7 protein-coding genes and 1 pseudogene are annotated in these 18,965 nt (G+C 54.1%); all 8 read right to left on the bottom strand.

All coding sequences use genetic code 11. The annotated features are described in order from the left end of the window. Positions 1 to 23 precede the first annotated feature (23 nt). Positions 24 to 1,190 (bottom strand): glycosyl transferase family 8, encoded by a 1,167-nt coding sequence (locus RGU70_RS10805; RefSeq protein WP_322209393.1) that lies wholly within the window; start codon positions 1,188 to 1,190, stop codon positions 24 to 26. A gap of 5 nt (positions 1,191 to 1,195) precedes the next feature. After that, positions 1,196 to 2,026 (bottom strand): annotated as a pseudogene (locus RGU70_RS10800) (tetratricopeptide repeat protein); the annotation flags it as partial. Between the two features lie 78 nt (positions 2,027 to 2,104). Continuing rightward, positions 2,105 to 2,632, bottom strand: coding sequence for an autotransporter outer membrane beta-barrel domain-containing protein (locus RGU70_RS10795; protein ID WP_322210772.1), 528 nt, complete (start codon positions 2,630 to 2,632; stop codon positions 2,105 to 2,107). After that, a complete protein-coding gene (locus RGU70_RS10790) occupies positions 2,625 to 3,968 on the bottom strand; it encodes an IS1380 family transposase (RefSeq protein WP_322208986.1) in 1,344 nt (447 codons plus the stop codon). Before RGU70_RS10790 ends, RGU70_RS10795 begins: the two co-directional genes overlap by 8 nt. Before the next feature lie 45 nt (positions 3,969 to 4,013). Then, positions 4,014 to 6,008, bottom strand: coding sequence for an autotransporter outer membrane beta-barrel domain-containing protein (locus RGU70_RS10785; protein ID WP_322209392.1), 1,995 nt, complete (start codon positions 6,006 to 6,008; stop codon positions 4,014 to 4,016). Between the two features lie 693 nt (positions 6,009 to 6,701). Further along, positions 6,702 to 11,330: a hypothetical protein gene (locus RGU70_RS10780; RefSeq protein WP_322209391.1), complete on the bottom strand. Its 4,629-nt coding sequence runs from the start codon at positions 11,328 to 11,330 to the stop codon at positions 6,702 to 6,704. Positions 11,331 to 12,357: 1,027 nt separating this feature from the next. Next, a complete protein-coding gene (locus RGU70_RS10775; protein ID WP_322209390.1) occupies positions 12,358 to 15,702 on the bottom strand; it encodes a hypothetical protein in 3,345 nt (1,114 codons plus the stop codon). 579 nt (positions 15,703 to 16,281) lie between these two features. Then, positions 16,282 to 18,717, bottom strand: a complete 2,436-nt coding sequence (locus tag RGU70_RS10770; RefSeq protein ID WP_322209389.1) for an autotransporter domain-containing protein — start codon at positions 18,715 to 18,717, stop codon at positions 16,282 to 16,284. Between the last annotated feature and the right edge of the window lie 248 nt (positions 18,718 to 18,965).

The raw sequence follows: 18,965 nt of genomic DNA, 5'->3' as shown, positions 1-18,965 counted from the left end.
GACGAGGCAAAAAAAGCGCGGCTTCAGCACGCCGCTTTCAGACGGCCAAGTTCCCCGGCGAGGGTATTGAGCACCGGCCCCCATTCATCCATGACGGGCTGGCGAAAGAGCCGCATAGCGGGATACCAGGGACTGTCCTCACGTTCCAGCAGCCAGCGCCAGTCCGGCACAAAAGGCAACATCACCCATGCCGGTCGCCCCAATGCCCCGGCCAGATGCACCGGGGAGGAATCCACCGAGATCAGCAGATCGGCAAGGCTCAGAATGGCTGCCGTATCCTCAAAATCGGCAATCTCATCACTCAGGGACAAGAAGTGCATGTCCTCCGGCGGCGACGCACCCTGCGCGGCAGCCGGCCCTTTTTGCAAGCCCAGGAACGTGACCCCGGGCTGCGCCAGCGGGGCCAGATCGGCCAGTGCCAGCGAGCGCCGCGCATCGTTATGGTGCTCCGGGCGACCCGCCCAGACCAAGGCCACTAGCGGACGCGGCAAGTGCGCCAGACGTTTCTGCCATCGCGCCACGCGCACCGGGTCTGGCGTGAGATAAGGAAGGTAAGGGTCGGGCCCAGGCAGATCGGATAACTGCAGCTTCATCGCCATCGGCAGGCTCATCATTTCGCAATGGAAATCGAAGGCAGGCGGCAAGGTGCCGCGCACAATGAGGTCGTCAAAGCCGCCACTGCGTTGCGCCAGCGAATAACTTTCGGCATTGATTTCCAGAATCACGCGCGCGCCGCTGCGCGCACGCGCCCACTGCGCCATGCGCAAAAACTGGAAGGTGTCGCCATAGCCCTGCTCATCATGGATCAACAGCGTTTTACCGGGCAGCGGCTGGCCCTCCCAGCGCGGGCGCTGCACCTTGCGCGCCATACGGGTGGTGTGTTCCAGGCTGTAACGAAAGCGATACTCGCGCCAGCCGCGTGTGAATTCGCCCTGCAAGAGCAAGGTTTCAGATAAATCGAAACGCGCCCCCAGATCGCCGGGCAGCGTCTGCACCACCATTTCCTGAATAGTGCGGGTTTCGCTGATTTTTCCCTGCGGGCGAATGGCCTTCACCAGCAAACGCCAAAGCACGATAGGGCCAGTGCCCGAGGCCAGCGCGGGACGCAGCAACGCTTCGGCCTCGACCAGTTGCCCGGCGTCAATCAGCAGACGGGCCTGCTGCTCCAGTGCGGCGAGATCTTCACTCATGAGAGGGCGGTTCCCGGCACGTCTTCAGTGCGCTCCGCATTGTTTAACACCTGAGTCCGTGCGGCCAGACCGCCCGCATGCTGTGGTGCGAAGAACAACAAGGCATTGAGCCAGTGCAGTGCTTCATCATGGCGCAGGCGTGCGGTTTCCGCCGCTGCCAGATTCAGATACGCGTCGGCCAGTTGCGGATTGAGTTCGATCGCCTGCAACGCCGCCGCAGCGGCACGATCGAACTGCCCCTGCATGCTCAGTAAAAAAGCCAGATTGCTGTGTACTTCGGCATAGCCGGGGTTGAGGGTCAGTGCCTGCTGGTAATGCCATTCGGCACGGTCCGGACGCTCCAGACGGGTATAGGTATTGGCCAGATTATTGTGTGCCTCGGCATTGTCCGGTTGCAAGGCCACTACCCGTTCCAGACACTCCAGACTAGCCTCCAGCTTGCCGCTATCCTGCAAAATAATTCCCAGGTTATTCCAGGCGGCAATCAGTCCGGGATCGAGTATCACGGCACGCTGCCCGGCTCGTTCGCCCTCCTCCAGCAAACCTTGCTGACGGCACATTTCTGCCAGATTGCTCAAATAGATTGCCGGCACGCCCGACGCCAGACAAGCCTGACGCACATGGTCGATGGCCAGAGCCGGATTGCCGTAGGCATGAAGCATCACCCCCAGCAAGTGCAAGGCATCGGCCTGACCCGGCAAGACCGCCAGCACGCGTTGGCACAGCTGCTGCGCCTGATCCGCCTGCCCTGCATCCCAGTGCGCGTAAGCGCGATTCAAGGCTTCTTCAAGGCTCAGCTGTGTTGCTGCGGTGGGAAAACGGTCGGTAGTCGGCATGCCGGATTTTATAAAAAGATTAAGAACCTAGGGCGTGTTGACGTTTAAAAATACTCCCCCCGCCTTTTTTGCACAAAATCAGAACCGATAACGCAGCCGCAAAGAAGCAGTTTGTGAGCGGTAACCGGTAGCGGCCTCCACCGTGTATCTGGCCGCCAGACTCAGCGTATCTTTATGCAGCAACGTCGTACCCAGGGTCAGCACTGCGGTATTGGTCACGGGCGATGCCACTCGGGTTGTGAAGGTGGTCTCCCCTGCGCTGTCGGCCGCGAAGTTAGCCACCGATTGCAAGGGAGTGGTGTGGTACTCACGCCGCCAGCTCAACTGCACTGATGGCACCAGTTCACCGTATTCAGTGGAAAACGAGCGCTCCAGCTTGGCACCAATATCACTCTTCAATGAGGTGCTGTTGGCGGAATTCACCTGCAAGGCCGCGCCATTGCCGCCGGTTTCGGTATACCCATTCTGGCGCAAGGTGCTGTAAGTCAGCCCGCCAATCGGCGTGAGGGTGGTATCGAACCAATCTTCATTGAGCTGGATCGGATAGCCCGCCTGCACTGAAGTAAGGTATTGCAGGCCGTTAAACCGAGATTGTCCATTAGGAATTTGATGGGCTCGGCGTGAGCTTCACTGGCTCTCCCGCATTGGCCCACAAGCCCTCAAACCACGGTCTTCGTTTGCGCGCCACTGCCAGACGGAACGTCTGCTTGGTGTTCTTCGTGTTGTCATCCCACAGTGCCCCCACAGCCAGCACCTGGTGGTGCAGCGTTGCCAGCGTGTGATGCACCTTTTGGCGCATCACCGCATGGCGAAATACACTCATCAAGTTGTAGGCCAGCATCGTCACCCCCAGTGCCGCCTCGGTAGCCCAGAAGTCGCGCAACACAAAGCTGCCCAAGCCAAAGTCCGCCTTGAGCTCCTTGATCCGGTTCTCGCAATCTGCACGCCCGCGGTACAGGCGCCACACCTCCAGCGCCGGAATGCTCAAGTCGGTGAGCATGGCACCATAGCGCCAGCCCTGCAGATCCGGGTCATCGGCAAACAACGATAGCGTCTTGCCCGCCACCGCACCATTCTTGCGTTTGATATGCTGGCGCACCACCACCAGGCGCTGTGGTGTCCCCCAGCCCTGCGGCTGGTAGCTCAACTCGGAGACTTCCAGACCCACCTCGACTTGCTGCCACTTGCACTGATCTACGATAGATTGCTGTAGTGCATGCGTCAGTCGGGCGCTGATGATGTGGCTGATCTTCTTGGCTTTGAGCAGGGTCACTATGGTCTTGTCATAAAAACCACTGTCGGCGCGAAACAGGCCCACCTTGGTGGCCCCCAGGTTCTCCAGTGTGGACTCAATAAAACTCTCGATGTTGTTGCTCGATGCGGTGTTGCCCGGGCGCAGCCAGAAGTTGGCCACCAGGCGCCAGTCTGCTACGAACGCCAACAACGGGTGGTGGCTGGCGCGACCCTTGTTCTTGGGGTTGTAGCCCTTGGCGCCGCCTTCGATCTGGCTGCCCCAGCGGGTCAATACGGTGGAGTCCACATCCAGGGTGATGGGGTTGAGTTGGAGTTTGTCGAAGAGCCAACGGTAACTGCTGCTTTGCACTCGACTGGCGCTGGGTTGGTCAAAGCGCTGGAATAACCTGACGATGGCTTTGTGGCCTGCGGCTTTGCCCCAGCCGAACAGGCGCACCAGGGTGCTGTCCAGGCGGGTGATGTCGGCATGGGCAAAGCGCGCCGCGCCGCACCAGATACTGACGATCATTTGTTCAATGAGTTGTTCTGGCGCATAGCCCCGGTTGGAGCCGGGCTGGGGTAGATCCCAGCTTTTCAGAGCTTCTTTGAAACCCATGCCGTCAAGCATGCGCTTCAAAAGGGCCAGGCCACCCCAGGCGGTGACTTCGCGGGATGTGAATTTGAGATCGAACGGCGTTTCTGGGGGCATGGTCACTCCAAATTGCACTGAGCTCGTTGATTTCATTGGGGATTTCTAATGGTATCCATTAGAAATCCGGGCGTATCCGGGACACACCGGACTGGTGCACGATAGCAGTCCGGGGTCTAATGGACAATCTCGGTTAAACTGTCCTGCCGCCGCGCCATCGAAGCCGGGGAAGCTGATGCTGCGCAAAGTGCGGTATTGATGTCGTACCGCGCCCGCCGCCAGATCGAGATACCACGGGTCATCGAAATAGCGGGCGTAAGCCATCAGGCCGACGGAAGTCGCCTGGGCCGAGCTGCCTGCATTGTCGCCAGTGCTGTCGGCCCAGGTATTGCCGTAGCTGAGCAAGCCGCCTGCCAGCCACTGTTCGCTGAGTCTGGTGTCAGCACCAATCATGAGACCGTTGTAACTGTCGCGGTAACCGGCGACATCTTCACGCTCATCCTGATTACTCGCCCCACTGAAGGCCTGACCCCATAGCGTCAGATTGGGCGCACTCTCGCCGGTGGTGACACCGCTATTGGACTTTCTCAGATTCAGATAATCGATGTGCGCTACCACCACGTTCAGTACGGCCTGCGTCGATACCTTGGACCCCTCCCTTGATGCAGCGGCAGTGGCAGCCGGGCTCAGTTGGGCTCCGGCGTGGTTGGAGGTGGATGTGGAGCTGAGCGCGGCGGAAGCATTATATAAATTCAGCAAATTGGGATTGACGCCGCCATAGCCAAACAAGCCCGTCAACGCAGAACCCGCATTGGACTTGGTGGCAACGATGACGGGCAGCACTGGCGCGGCAGGGTTGAGCGAGCCTATCGTCAGCAGCAGATCCAGATTGCTGCCGTCGACGACGCTTGATCCGGTCACGGTGCCGTTGTAACCCGTGGCCGAATAGACCAGACTGCCGGCATTGTAATTAGTCCCGCTGCTGGCGGCTTGCACCACGACGAAGCGCTGGCCCTGAGCAAAGGCATAGCTGTTGAGTTTCATCAGGGTCACGGTGGAATTGGCCGCAAACGTCGCGCTGCCCGACACCATCAAACGGCCGTAGCCGGTATCGCTGACGCTCCCGGTCGCGGTCGCACTGTCGGCCACGCCGATAATCAGGCTCGCATTCGCGCCCTGGTTGTAGTTGCCGGTAATGGTGAGCGGGTTGTTGACCTGCAAGACACCGGTAGAGATATTTGTGACCGTGTTGGTACCGACGTTGATATTGTTATTCAACACCTGATTACCCGTTCCGAACACGACGTTCGAGCTGGTATTGGTGATGTTGGCAATCGTGCCGCCGAGACCGGTCAGGGTACCGAATACCGATCCGCTACCGCCATTGATGATCAAATCATGCGCCGCGGCATTGGCAATCGCACCCGCGATCACCCCTGAGTTATTGATGGGGCTCATACTGGCCGTCGCACCCACGTTAATCGCATGCGAGCCACCGCTGATCGTGCCGCTATTCGTCAGCGAACCTATCGTGCCGAGATTGAGCTGGATGCCATTCCCGCCGCCGTTAATGGTGCCGCTGTTGTTGATCGTACCAATCTTACCGCTCGCATTGGCAAAAATTATCCCGTTATTAGTGCCTGTGATAGTGCCACTATTGTTCAGCGTACCTATCGTGCCAGAGCTGCTAAGCCAGATACCTTGAGAGCCAGGGCCACCCCCGATGGTTCCGCTGTTATTCAAGGTCCCTAAAATCACTCCGGCGTTGAATTTGATGCCGCCGCCGATGCCGGCGTTTCCAATGGAGCCTTGGTTGTTGATAACGCCAATCGTCGAACCGGCGCCGGCGTTAATACCGTTGGAACTGCTGTTGCCGTGGATGGTGCCACTGTTACTCAAGGTACCGATGACACCGCTGGTGGTAATACCCTCGATGCCGCCGGTGATGACGTCTCCGCTGACCACCGTGTAATCGCTGCTAACAGCGATGGGGCCAGTCAGGGTAACGGACATGGCCGTGTTGTGCACCATCGCGGCCAGTGCGGCGGTCAAGGCAAGAGTGACTGCACTCAATTGCGGGTGCGACGTGGATTTTCCCATGAACTTTTCCCCTTGTTGACTTATTTGACTCCGGCTATCCGCCTGACCATTCTTGTCGCACCGCATCTTATTTCCGCACTGCCACCTGCCATTGTTGAATGTGAAATTAAAAAGTCACACTCGGCCATCTGTATTTAATTAAAGCGCATTAAAAATATCGACCAAATAATTAATTACAATATTAATTTATATATTAGATTATAAATACAAAATAAATATCTTAATTAGCATTAATAATTTCGCTTAAGAAATATAATTACAAAATGCAATTTTAATAATTAATATTAATATAATTTTTATTTATACAATTACTTAATAATCAACAAGTTAATTAAAAATTATTGCCATAGATGAATTTTTATTTACCATCTCCCATGCTGCGCATATCCAACACTCATTAATCATTACGGAGCTAGTCATGAAGAAATAGAGATTGACGGAAGGACAGATGATTGATTTTTTGCAGGAAGCCGATGCCGGGATGGAAGTGGCGAATTGAGGTCGCAGGCACGGCATATCGGAGGTCACGTTTTATTACTGACGCAGGACCGTCTTCGATGCGGTTCTCGGCGTCTGCACGTCATGATGGTCAGGTGCCATCATGAGCGTACCGAGCGCCTGTAGCGTGAAATTGCATCACGCTGAAAATAGTCCGATTGCTCATTGGCGATTGGTACGCTCAGCAGGGCAAAATCAATTGGATTTAAATTTAAAATCATAATTTGACTTGCGGCGATCATTGGCTGCTTTTTCCTCCGTAGACCTCAGCGTCCTGATCGCCTTTTTCTGCTCTGCCGTACAGGCATCAATCAGAAAATCTGCCCGATGGAATTCCCCATTTTTCAAATCGACAAACAGGCTGTCTTGATCGCCGCTGTTGCGATTGGAACTGATCAAGGGCGTGGCGCCTGCCGGCAAACTTGAACGGTCGATTTTCATTACATGGGTAAGCGGGCGCACGCCGCAAATGCTGTAGTTGCCGTTGGCATCCGTCGTCATGTTGGTCCCGTCTTCCAGGTACAGGCGCACCTTGGGTATGCCAACTTCGCCGGCATCTTGCCTGCGGTTGCCATTGCAGTCGGTATAGACCTTGCCCAAAATACAGGCATCCGTCGTAAAAACCCCTCCGGTTACCTTGACCTTTGCTGTGGCTACCCGCGATTGGGGGCCGTTGGCAGCAAACGCTCGCGCACTATTAGTGCCATTGCCACGTTGGGCGCCGATACCAACCCGCACCCGATACGATAATTCGACCGCACCTTTGGCGGCAATATTTCCAATGGGGATGACTCTGCTTAATTTTGCATCACCCGAATCAGCGATGGCCGTTGCCGCACCCTTGGCATTACGCACGCGGGTGGTTCCTGGAATATATCTGAATCCAAGCGGCAAACGATCCTCGACTTTCACATTGGTCGCCACGCCAAGGCCTGGATTAGTCACTTTGAGGCGATACAACACGATCTCACCAATACTGGCTTCTGCCTTATTGGCGGTTTTTTCAATATATAAATCCGTGCCGCCCCCAATGACGTGGGGGCCACCCTCACCTACCGTACAACCGGGATCAGTGCAGCCTGCGCCCGGCGTCGGTGGACTTGCCCCGCCTGTCTTATCAATCGATGCATAATTTATCACCGGATTCCCTGCCGCCTCCGGTTTGGGTATGACGGTGAGATTGACTGCCGCCTTTCCGGCAATAGCAATCGCGCCAACGAAGTTGCAGGTGACCAAACCATTATTGTCAGCGCAGGTCCAATTTGCCCCCGTTGCCGAGACATAACTCATCCCCGCCGGTAACTGATCCTTAACCGTCGCCGTCGGTGCCAATTCGCTGCCGCTATTAGTCACCGTCAAGGTGTAGGCGGAATTAAGGCCTACCGTCAACGCCGGTGAAGGCGCAGATTTAGTGAGGCTTAAATTTTGCAGGGCTCCTGTGCTCCCCCCATCAGTGGTGCAAGCCGCTCCGGTACAGGCAGGCCCCGGTATCGGTGGGCTGCTGCCGCCTGTCGGATCAATCGAGGCGTAATTAACCACTGTAGCGCCCGACATAGGGATTCTCGGGATGACATTGAGGGTAAATTCCGAAATGCCGCCACCCGCAATCGCACCAATGAAGTCACAGGTGACCAAACCACCGCTTTCAGTGCAGGTCCAACCTGCGCCGCTTACCGACACATACTGCAGCCCGGGCGGCAACTGACTTCGGACGCTCGCCCTTGACGCAATCCCCACGCCAGTATTGGTCACTTTCAATACATGGCCGGATTGCTGCCCCACGGCAAAAGGCGGTGCCGCCGCCGCAATCGCCAGCGTCAAAGCGCCGCCGCTGCCGACTACGCCGGTAGTACCGTCCGTCGTACAACCAGCAGCAGCACCACAACCTGACCCCGGTACCGGTGGATTGGTGCCGCCAGTAGTATCAATCGAAGCGTGGTTAATCGCCGGCGACACGATAGCGATCGTCGGCTTTACCTGGAGGGTGAGCGCCTGCGCAGCAGCGCCCGCAGCAATCGTTCCAGCGTAAGTGCAAGTAAGCAAACCGCTGCTGTTAATGCAGCTCCAGTTGGTCCCCGTGGACGACTCATAATCCATGCCACCCGGCAATTGATCTTTAATCGTCGCGCTTGTGGCTGGCCCGGTTCCATTATTGGTCACGGTTAATACATAGCTAGATGAATGCCCCACTGCCAAAGCCGGGGTAGGCGCGCCCTTCGCCAGCGCCAAGCTCACTCCGCTACTGACAGTGGTGCCGCCGCCACTTTCCGTGGTACAACCGGCACCGCTACAACTTAGCCCCGGTATCGGTGGATTGGTGCCGCCTGAGGGATCAATCGAGGCATAGTTAATCGCCGGTGACGCCATAGTGGGTGTCGGCTTGACCTGGATGGTGAGCGTCGGCGCACTCCCGCCCGCAGCAATCGTCCCGGTGTAAGTGCAAGTGAGCAAACCGCTGCTGTTAATGCAGCCCCAGTTGGTCCCCGTGAACAACTCATAATCCATCCCACCCGGCAATCGATCTTTAATCGTCGCGCTTGCAGCATCCCCCGTTCCTGTATTGGTCACGGTTAACACATAGCTAGAGGATCGCCCCACTGCCAAAGCGGGGGTAGGCGCGGACTTCGCCAGCGTTAAGTTAATTCCGCTCCCGACGGTGGAGCCGCCGCCACTCTCCGTCGTGCAACCGGTACCGGCACCGCCACAAGCTGGCCCCGGTACCGGTGGCGTGGTGCCGCCTGTGGGATCAATCGAGGCATAGTTAATCGCTGGCGATGCTAAAGCGGGTGTCGGCTTTACCTGGAGGGTGAGCGTCGGCGCACCACTGCCCGCGGCAATCGTTCCCGTGTAAGTGCAAGTGAGCAGGCCGCTGTTGTTAGCGCAGCCCCAATTGGTTCCCGTGGATGACTCATAACCCATCCCAGCCGGCAATTGATCTTTAATCGTCGCGCTTGCAGCAGGCCCGGTTCCTGTGTTGGCTACGGTTAACACATAACTAGATAATCGTCCCACCGCCAAAGCGGGGCTGGGCGCACCTTTCGTCAGCGTTAAGTTAATTCCGCTTCCGACGGTAGAGCCGCCACCACTCTCCGTCGTACAACCGGCACCGCTACAACTTGGCCCCGGTATCGGTGGATTGGTGCCGCCTGTGGGATCAATCGAGGCATGGTTAATCGCCGGCGACACCATCGTGGGTGTCGGCTTTACCTTGATGGTGAGCGTCTGCGCAACACCGCCCCCGGCAATCGTCCCGGCGTAAGTGCAAGTGAGCAAACCACTGCTGTTAATGCAGCTCCAATTGGTCCCCGTGAACGACTCATAATCCATCCCGCCCGGCAATTGATCTTTAATCGTCGCGCTTGTGGCAGCTCCCGTTCCTGCATTGGTCACGGTTAAAGCATAGTTGGATAATCGTCCCACCGCCAAAGCGGGGCTAGGCGCGCCCTTCGTCAGCGTTAATTCAATTCCGCTCCCGACGGTGGAGCCGCCGCCACTCTCCGTCGTACAACCGGGACCGGTACAAGCTGCCCCCGGTGCCGGTGGATTAATGCCGCCGGTAGGATCAATCGAGGCATGGTTAATCGCCGGCGACGCTAAAGCGAGTGTCGGCTTTACCTTGATGGTGAGCGCCTGCGTGCCACCGTTCGCCGCAATCGTTCCCGTGAAAGTACACGTGACTAATCCGCTGCTGTTAGCGCAGCTCCAATTGGTCCCCGTGAACGAGTCATAACCCATTCCATTCGGCAATTGATCTTTAACAGTCGCCCTTGGGGCAGGCCCCGTACCATTATTGGTCACGGTTAACACATAACTAGATAATCGTCCCACCGCCAAAGCGGGGCTAGGCGCGCCCTTCGCCAGCGTTAAATCAATTCCGTTCCCGACGGTGGTGGTGCCGCCGCCACTCTCCGTCGTACAACCGGTAGCGCTACAAGCTGGCCCCGGTAACGGTGGATTGGTGCCGCCTGTCGTATCAATCGATGCGCGGTTAATCGCCGGCGACGCTATAGTGGGCGTCGGCTTTACCTGGAGGGTGAGCGCCTGTGTGCCGCCGCTCGCCGCAATCGTTCCAGTAAAAGTGCAAGTGAGCAAACCGCTGTTGTTGATGCAAACCCAATTTGCCCCCGTGGACGACTCATAATCCATTCCACTCGGTAATTGATCTTGAATCGTCGCGCTTGTGGCTGGCCCCGTCCCTGAGTTGGTCACGGTTAACACATAGCTAGAGGATCGCCCCACCGCCAAAGTTGGGCTAGGCGCGGCCTTCGCCAGCGTTAAGTTAATTCCTCTCCCGACGGTGGAACCGCCGCCACTCTCCGTCGTACAACCGGCACCGGCACAAGCTGCCCCCGGTAGCGGTGGAGCGGTGCCGCCTGTCGTATCAATCGATGCATGGTTAATCGCCGGCGACGCTATAGTGGGTGCCGGCTTTGCCCGGATTTTCACTTCCGCAGTGCCAGCAGCAGCAATCGTTCCACTGTAGGTACAAGTGAGCAAGCCGCTGTTGTTAGTGCAGGCCCAATTGGTTCCCGTGGACGACTCATAATCCATCCCAATCGGCAATTGGTCTTGAATCGTCGCGCTTGTGGCAGGCCCCGTTCCGTTATTGGTCACACTCAAGGTGTATTCAGAAGTGACGCCAACGACCAAGGAGGGATTAGGCGCCGATTTAGTCAGCTCAAGATTTGGCACCCGTAACTCGTATTTAACAGTACAAGCAGCATCTACATTATTGGCCAGCGTGAGATTAGCGCCGCAGGTATTGGAGGTAACAATGTATGCCGGTGAGACGATGGGAGTGACGGCATAACTGCCACTGGTCATGTAGTGGGTCGCGGTATTCGTCGCTGAGGCTGGAAACGGTGTAGGGCCAGTGGCGTCAGTTAAGTTGACAGAAAAAAGGCTGTAGTCAGTGATGGAAGGCGGCAGATCAAAAGTCACTGTCACTTTTTGTATCGCAATACCGATACAAGTAAGTCCTACACGGTCCAGTTTATCGCCCACAGCACCATTAATTTTCGTAGAAAGCTTACCAGGAGGGCAAACAGAGTGGGTATAGCTGTTAGGAAAACTTGGCGACGGCGGCGGCTTCGCAAAGTCCTTTAGAGTAGACGGACCTACTGTGAGAGGGGGAGAGGAAGCGGGATTGATCGCAAACGTAGAACAAGAAACTTGAATATTATCTATAAATGGGCTTGTACTATCAGTCATTGGCCGCCAACCGGTCAACGCCTCTCCATCCGGGCAATCCGCAGTGTTCTTAGTGTGAGTAGTACTCAGTATTGCCTGGGCTCTAAGGGTTGTATCACTGCTGCGAACCAGGTGATCCACCACTATTCGCGAACACTTACCCTGTATGTCATAGTTTCCCCATATTGAAAGACCTGAAATGACTTGTCCAGAAGGACACACAAGAGGGGTAAAAATATTCCCGCCAGTGTTACCTAATTGATTTAAAGTCGTTTCCGTCGGATCAAAACTCACCCCAATCCCCGCCTGAGCGGGAAGCACGCCCCATATCCCCAGCATCATGCCGACGACCAATCCCTTGCCGAAGCAGGCATGCTTGCTTATCTGCATCAACATCTGCATCCGCCTATTTTTGAACGCATGACCATGCGCCAACCACGACATCCGCCGGTGGAAAAAGTCATTTAATCGATTGAACATTCTCATGCCTCATCCAGGGTTATATGCTTATCTATTTACCGGCATCTTGTTCATGGAACCGTCACGCATTGAGCGAACGTATTTGCATCAGACTTGCAGTGCAAGCGCGCAATAAGCGGATGAGGTACGCCAACGCCAGTGCGCACTCCGCCATTATTTTTTATGGCGACGGCCTTATTTATCAGGATCGATTAAATACATTTTCATCAAATTTGAAGCGCAATCTGAAATAGACGGCACGCCAGCTGCTATTGGTGGCAAACATTTCACTGTCGGCATACCGTCCGGTAACGTAGCCAACGGAAGCCCATAAATTTTTTATCAGTTGATAACCGGCTTCCACGCCATATCCGGAATCACGGACACCGCCACCCCAGGCATGCGATACCAGAATTCCCGCATCCCAACGATCATTGATGTCGTACATGGTGCGTCCCGAAATCAAGGCCGCATTAAAGCTGCTGCTTACGCCGCTGAGACGATCCGTCTGTGATTTCCAGGCAGTGGAAACGCTATAAGTCCATTTAGGATCGGCCCGATAATTGGCTCCGGCCGCCAGTACGTTATTGCGAGAGTCCGTACGGTCATCGGATGGTCCGCTGACATTGATATTATTTTCGTAGCGCAACAAGGCATTTAAATGATTGGTTTCCATATCGCGATACGCCAGCCCAAGCTGGAAGCGATTTTGATTATTGCGCAAGCTGTTATCGCTGCCCAAGGGACGCGATTTCAATACGACGTCACGCGCCAGCCAGGACCAGCTTTGATCTAGTTTATGCGTCACCTGCATGGTCGATAGCCAATCTTGCTGCGTATTGGAAATGCGATATTCCAAACGACCTCCCGCGCGCCACATCGGATCGCCCACGTAATCCAGTCCTGACGTGACAGCGTTCGCGGTTTGCATTCCCAATGATTGGGAACGGTATAGCTGACGTTCATACGAGCCGGTGGCGACTAAATTGGGGGTGAGCTCAAAAGTATTGCGCACCCCGGTGGCGGTGGTGTTGTCGTTGGCGGAAATACCCCCGGCACGGTATTCGCCAAAGACGTTGCCGCCGTGCATATAAGAGGTATCGAGTCCAACGACGGCACGTTTACTGGCGCCCATGTTGTCGCCCAGACCGAATCCTTCCGATAAACCATCGGTCCATTCATAGCGCCCGTAGGCACGTCCTAATGTGGAAATGGTGTATTCGGTACCGACTGAGGCCCGCTGCCCGCTATTACCATTGATGGCTTGTTCCGCATCAGCAGAAACCCACCATGCCGGCGTGATTTGATATTTTGCATTGAGATAGGCCGAATCATATTTATTGACCACCGTGCAGTCTTTCACCCCAGTACATTGCAATGCAGAGGGGTCGGATAACAAATTCTTGCTCCCGCTGTTGGGATCGAGCGCGCCGCTGCCTGATACATACCGGAAACCATTGCCGCCCAAACCACTGCCGAGAGAAGTCGAGTAATTTTCATCGACGTGATTAATGCCCGCTTCTATCTGTAAAGCCGGGGTAAGTTGTTTGCGCACACCTGCGGAGCCCGCGGTTTGATAACCACCGCTCAGGGTATCGCTGGTATGCCGCCCACGCGTCACGATGGCGGTGTCATCATTGATTTTATATTCCGCATTTCCGACTTCTTCTTTGCGTCCCGGCGTCACATTCGCACTGGGATTAGAAAAACCGGCATCGACTTTCGTTGCCAAAAAATGCGCTTTGAGCGATTCATCTTCATGCGTGAAGGCAATGCTTTTCGCGTCGCCGGACAAATCGGATAAATTTGCGGCAGAGGCGCCACTGCCTGGAATCTGGTTTAAGGACGCGCCTGACACAGGCAAGGTCTCTGATCCCTGACTTGTTGCATAGTCAACAACAATTTGGGTGTCTTTGCCTAAATTGATTTGTCCCGTTGCCCCTTTCAGGTTGTTGGGAATCAGCGGATTCTCATCTTTTGCATAGCGCCCTTCCACGGTCAACGTGGAGTTGATGCGATAAGCCCCATCTATCCCGGCTACCCAGTGCTGATTGGCATTCTGCTTATCTACTTCATAGGCAATACGGATCGATATCGGATTCAGATTTTCATCGACGCTGGGTACCGGTTTGCGAAAAATGATGCGCCCGGAAAACGGCTCAAAATCATAATCGACGTACCGTGTCATCGCCACCGTATGCAATACGATAGACGGCTGAAACCGATCCCGCGTGACGAGGGTCACCTGCTCTGAATTTAAGACCGCCTGCGCTGAATTGGCAATCGTATAAGGGCCTGACAATCCTAATGCCGGCTGTTCATTGACCTGTTTGGTATAGCCAGTGCGGGCGGCAAAATACAAAACGCTGAACTGGTCGTTCTCAAAATAGCCTTTTCCACCATTCAAGGTCCGCGTATAGCTTCCCAGGCGACGGGACAAGTTGCCGTCATTCGTAGTGTAGTCGCCGTACATCAGGTAGCTTTTTCCCTGATCTACCCGCGCATAAAGCTTGCTTGTGCTGCGCGCGTCGTACTGGATAACCGAGGTATCGCCATAATTCGGGTAGTACTCATTCGGGTCGATATCTGAAAAATACTTGTTGTTATTGATTTTTTTGTTGTCGTAGGAAGCCGTGAGTAAATAGTCGTCAAAAATCGTCCCTTTTATAAAGCCGGCCATACGGTTAGAGGTAATCGTGTAGGTAGACCCGTCCCCATCGCTCCAGTCCAGAAAATTATCTTCAAATCCTGGATTGACCACACTGGCGGCATTGCTGTCCTTGTCAGAGCGCCCGATAGAATGCGATACATCAATAATTCCAACCGCAAGCAAAGGTCGCTGTTCAGCAAGAAAATGCAATTTCCCACTCGCAACGACATCTCCGCTGCTAATGTGGATATTGGCAGTGCCGGGAATAAGAGAAGACATCAACTGCAAGGTGTTGACCCCTCCTGTCACGACAATGCTTGCGATAGAAGCCTCTTTGCCATCTGCCAGGCGAAACCGTCCCAGAGTGGTTTCCAACCTGACCAATATCGGCGTGGTAATGGCTTGCCCTGCGGCATCTTGCGTCATGATTTTCAGGCGTATACCGCTAAGACCATCCGCAACGATATTTTGCTTCTCCAACTGGACTTCAATACGATTGCCTGTTGCCAATGTTTTGGCAAAAGGCAAAAACTGAATTTCGCGCTGCACTATCGTCTCTTTGGGACTCGCTCGCACACCGATATGGGGCAAAGTATTGAGGGGCACACTTTCTTCATCGTGCGCTTGATCAATCTGGGCGGGAATCGGCAGTTGGGCAACGTGATCGCCCCTGACCGACTCCTGTACCAGCGCGCCAGGAATACCCGGACTATTGGCGAATGTTTCCGCAGAGCTGGTCTTCGCTGGCGGCGTGACATTAGGAACAAAGCGTGGATCGATAGTGGCCTGCTCTTCCGGCGCACTCAGTTCCTGCGCACAACTTTCTTTCGACATGGCATAAGCGGCCAGAATTAATGTCGTCAGCAGTGTGATTTTTGGCAAAGTGATCAAGGTCATATTTGGATTAGAGCCCCTGAGTATTTATTTCTGTTTATTATTAAGTTTTTTCAAATAAGCATTTACCAATTAATCATAGACGCATGATTTTAATCATATCAAGACAATTATTAATTTGTTTGAAAATAGCGTGATTTTAAAATTACTTTATAGAAAGTAAATTGTCGGCATGAATTATTAACCCCTTAAATTTATCAGAAAAATAATTTACCTCTTAATAATCAACACGTTAATAAAATTAAAGTTTCATCACATTAAATTTAATCCAAATAAAAATGTCGCACAAACACAACCATAAAATGAATCATATATAAAACAGAATTGCAATATGGAAATATTAATAAAACTAATAGATCATTGATAGATAGTAAATTATTACTTAAATGCTACTTTTATAGTTAACAAAAATTAACTTAACCAATTGAAATATTTTATTATTCACTGCAATAATTAATTAAATAATAATTAAATTACCATTGATTAATTATTATCTAAATTTAAATATTATTAACAGACCAAAAAAAACGCCCACCTCCCTCGCGGAAAATGAGCGTTTCAGTATTGACAACATTTAAAGAATCAGAACTGGTACCGTAGCCGTAACGAGGCGGTTTGCGCGGTGTAGCCAGACGCGGCTTCCACCGCATACTTGGCCGAGAGAGTGAGCGTCTCGCTACGCAACAGCGTCAACCCGAGGGACAACACCGCAGTGTTCATAATCGGCGATGCCCCTCGCGTCGTGAAGGTAGTCGTCCCCAGACTATCCGCCGAAAAATTTGCCACCGATTGCAGAGGGGTATTGTGGTATTCATGACGCCAACTCAATTGCACCGACGGCACCAGATCACCATAATCGGTAGCAAACGACCGCTCCAGCTTGGCACCCAGCTCGCTCTTCAATGACGTGTTGTCGGCGGCACTCACAGACAATGCGGCGCCATTACCACCGGTTTCCGTATAGCCGTTTTGATGCAGAGTGCTGTAGGTCAGCCCAGCAATCGGCGTCACGGTTGCATTGAACAAACCCTCACCGAGCTTGATCGGATAGCCTGTCTGCACCGCAGTAATATATTGCAGACCATTAAAATCTCCTTCCGCTGTGCCAGCGAAACCGGGGAAGCTGATGCTGCGTGAGGTACTGTATTGCTGCCTGACTGCACCAGCTTCCAAATCAACATACCATGGATTGTTGGTATAACGAGCGTAAGCGACCAGCCCGTAGGAAGCCACTCGGGTGGAGCTACCGGCATTATCGCCACTGTCGTTTACCGAGGTATTGGCATAGCTGACCAGACCGCCTGCCCGCCACTGATCGCTAACCTCCGTATCGGCTCCAATCAGAACCCCGCCGTAATTGGCGCGGTAACCAGACACACTATCACGCTGCCCCTGATTGCTCACACCACCAAAAGCCTGACCCCACATGGCCAGATTAGCCCCGCTCTCACCTGTGGCGAGACCCGTACGTCCCAATCCCAGATTCAGGCTATCAAGGTGCGCCGTCAACACATTAAGTACTGCCTGCGTCGACACGTTACTCCCCTCCCTTGACGCACCAGTATTCGCAGCTGGCCCCAATTGAGCGCCGTCGTGATTGGCGGCGGCTGACGATCCGGCAGCAGCTACCGCATCCAACAAATTCAGCATATTGGGATTCACGCCGTTATAGTCGAACAGCCCAGTCAGCGCTGCCTCGGCATCGGGCGTCGGAGCAACGGTGCTCGGTAACGATGAGTTCGAATTACTTGGATTACTGGCCCCAACCAGTGTCAGCAGTAAATAGAGATTGCCACCATCGAGAACTGTCGTTCCTTTCACCGTGCCATTAAAACCGTTGGCCTTGTAGACCAGATTATTTGCATTGTAATTAGTGCCGCTGTTGGCCGCTTCAACTGCGATGAAACGCTGACCCTGGGCAAACCCGTAGCTGTTGAGTTTCGTCAGCGCCACGGTTGAATTCGCTGCTATCGTCGCGCTACCCGACACGATGAGACGGCCTTCACCGGCATCGCTAGCGCCGCCCAATGTGACAGCACCGGCCCCTCCGAGATTCAATGTTGCGTTAGCGCCCTGACTATAATTGCCGGTAATGCTGATCGGATTGTCGACTTGCAAGGTACCGGTGCCGACATTCGTCACAGTATTAATGCCGACATTGATATGACTGTTAAGCAATTGATTGCCCGAACCGAACACTACGTTTGAAGCGGTATTGGTGATGGTGCCGATAGTGCCGCCAAAACCGGTCAGAGTCCCGAATACAGATCCTGTGCCGCCATTGATGGTCAAATCGTTCGTCGAAGCATTGGTGATACCACCCGCGATCGTCCCTGAATTAGTGATCACGCCCTGATTGGCTGCTGGGCTAAGGTTAAGAGCAAGCCCGGCGCTGTTGATCAGGCCGCTATTGTTCAAGGTACCGATCGTACCCAGGTTCCAAATGCCGGTGGTGTCGCCACTGATAGTGCCACTATTATTGAGTACGCCAATCGTACCGCTACTGAGCCGGATTCCCGTCGGACCGCCGATGTTGCCACTGTTGCTCAGAGTGCCGATCGTGCCGTTCATAATAATGCCGGTGACGGGAGCGCCGATGCCAGTGTTACCGAGTGTTCCGCTATTGTTCAGCGTGCCGATCGTACCAAAGTTGAGCCAAATGCCGTAAGAGTTACCAATGGCGGTTCCACTGTTGTCCAACATGCCGATCGCTCCGGCATTGAGTCGGATACCAGATTGACCGCCGCTGATCGTGCCACTATTAATCAACGTGCCAATCCCGCCTTTAGTAACGATACCGCCACCGTTGCCGCCGCTGATAACGCCGCCGTTATTGAGCGTGTCGATCGTTCCGCTGGCGCTGCTAATGCCGATTCCAGTGCCGTTAATGGCACCGCTATTGCTCAACGTACCGATGGCACCGCTGGTATTAATACCGACCGAAGCCCCGGTGATGACACCGTCGCTGGGCAAAGCGAAATCACCGCTGCTAATGTTGATCGGGCCAGTCTGGGACATGACTGCTGAGGGTGCCATAGCGGCCAGTGCAGCGGTCAAGGCAAGTACAACTAAGCTCAATTTTGGATGGTGCGTGGATCTCTCCATGAACGTTTCTCCTTGATAAATTTATCCAAATTTATTCAATTAGCTGCGACTACCAGCCTGACGACTCTCATTCCGCAACATCAGAAATAAGCGAATCTCCATATCGGCGTATTTGCATTTGATTAAGTAGCGCGCAATTCCTCGATTAATTAATAATAATT

The organism is Herbaspirillum sp. RTI4 (assembly GCF_034313965.1).
In the GTDB taxonomy this organism is placed as follows: Bacteria; Pseudomonadota; Gammaproteobacteria; order Burkholderiales; family Burkholderiaceae_D; genus Herbaspirillum.
The sequence above is the reverse complement of the archived record's forward strand: the minus strand, read 5'-3'. Positions and strand labels throughout refer to the sequence as shown.

What these genes read in the sequence shown, in the direction of transcription:
- RGU70_RS10775 (WP_322209390.1), bottom strand. Translation starts at nt 15,702, where the DNA reads ATGACCTTGATCACTTTGCCAAAAATCACACTGCTGACGACATTAATT.
- RGU70_RS10770 (WP_322209389.1), bottom strand. Translation starts at nt 18,717, where the DNA reads ATGTCCCAGACTGGCCCGATCAACATTAGCAGCGGTGATTTCGCTTTG.
- RGU70_RS10785 (WP_322209392.1), bottom strand. Translation starts at nt 6,008, where the DNA reads ATGGGAAAATCCACGTCGCACCCGCAATTGAGTGCAGTCACTCTTGCC.
- RGU70_RS10780 (WP_322209391.1), bottom strand. Translation starts at nt 11,330, where the DNA reads ATGACCAGTGGCAGTTATGCCGTCACTCCCATCGTCTCACCGGCATAC.
- RGU70_RS10790 (WP_322208986.1), bottom strand. Translation starts at nt 3,968, where the DNA reads ATGCCCCCAGAAACGCCGTTCGATCTCAAATTCACATCCCGCGAAGTC.
- RGU70_RS10805 (WP_322209393.1), bottom strand. Translation starts at nt 1,190, where the DNA reads ATGAGTGAAGATCTCGCCGCACTGGAGCAGCAGGCCCGTCTGCTGATT.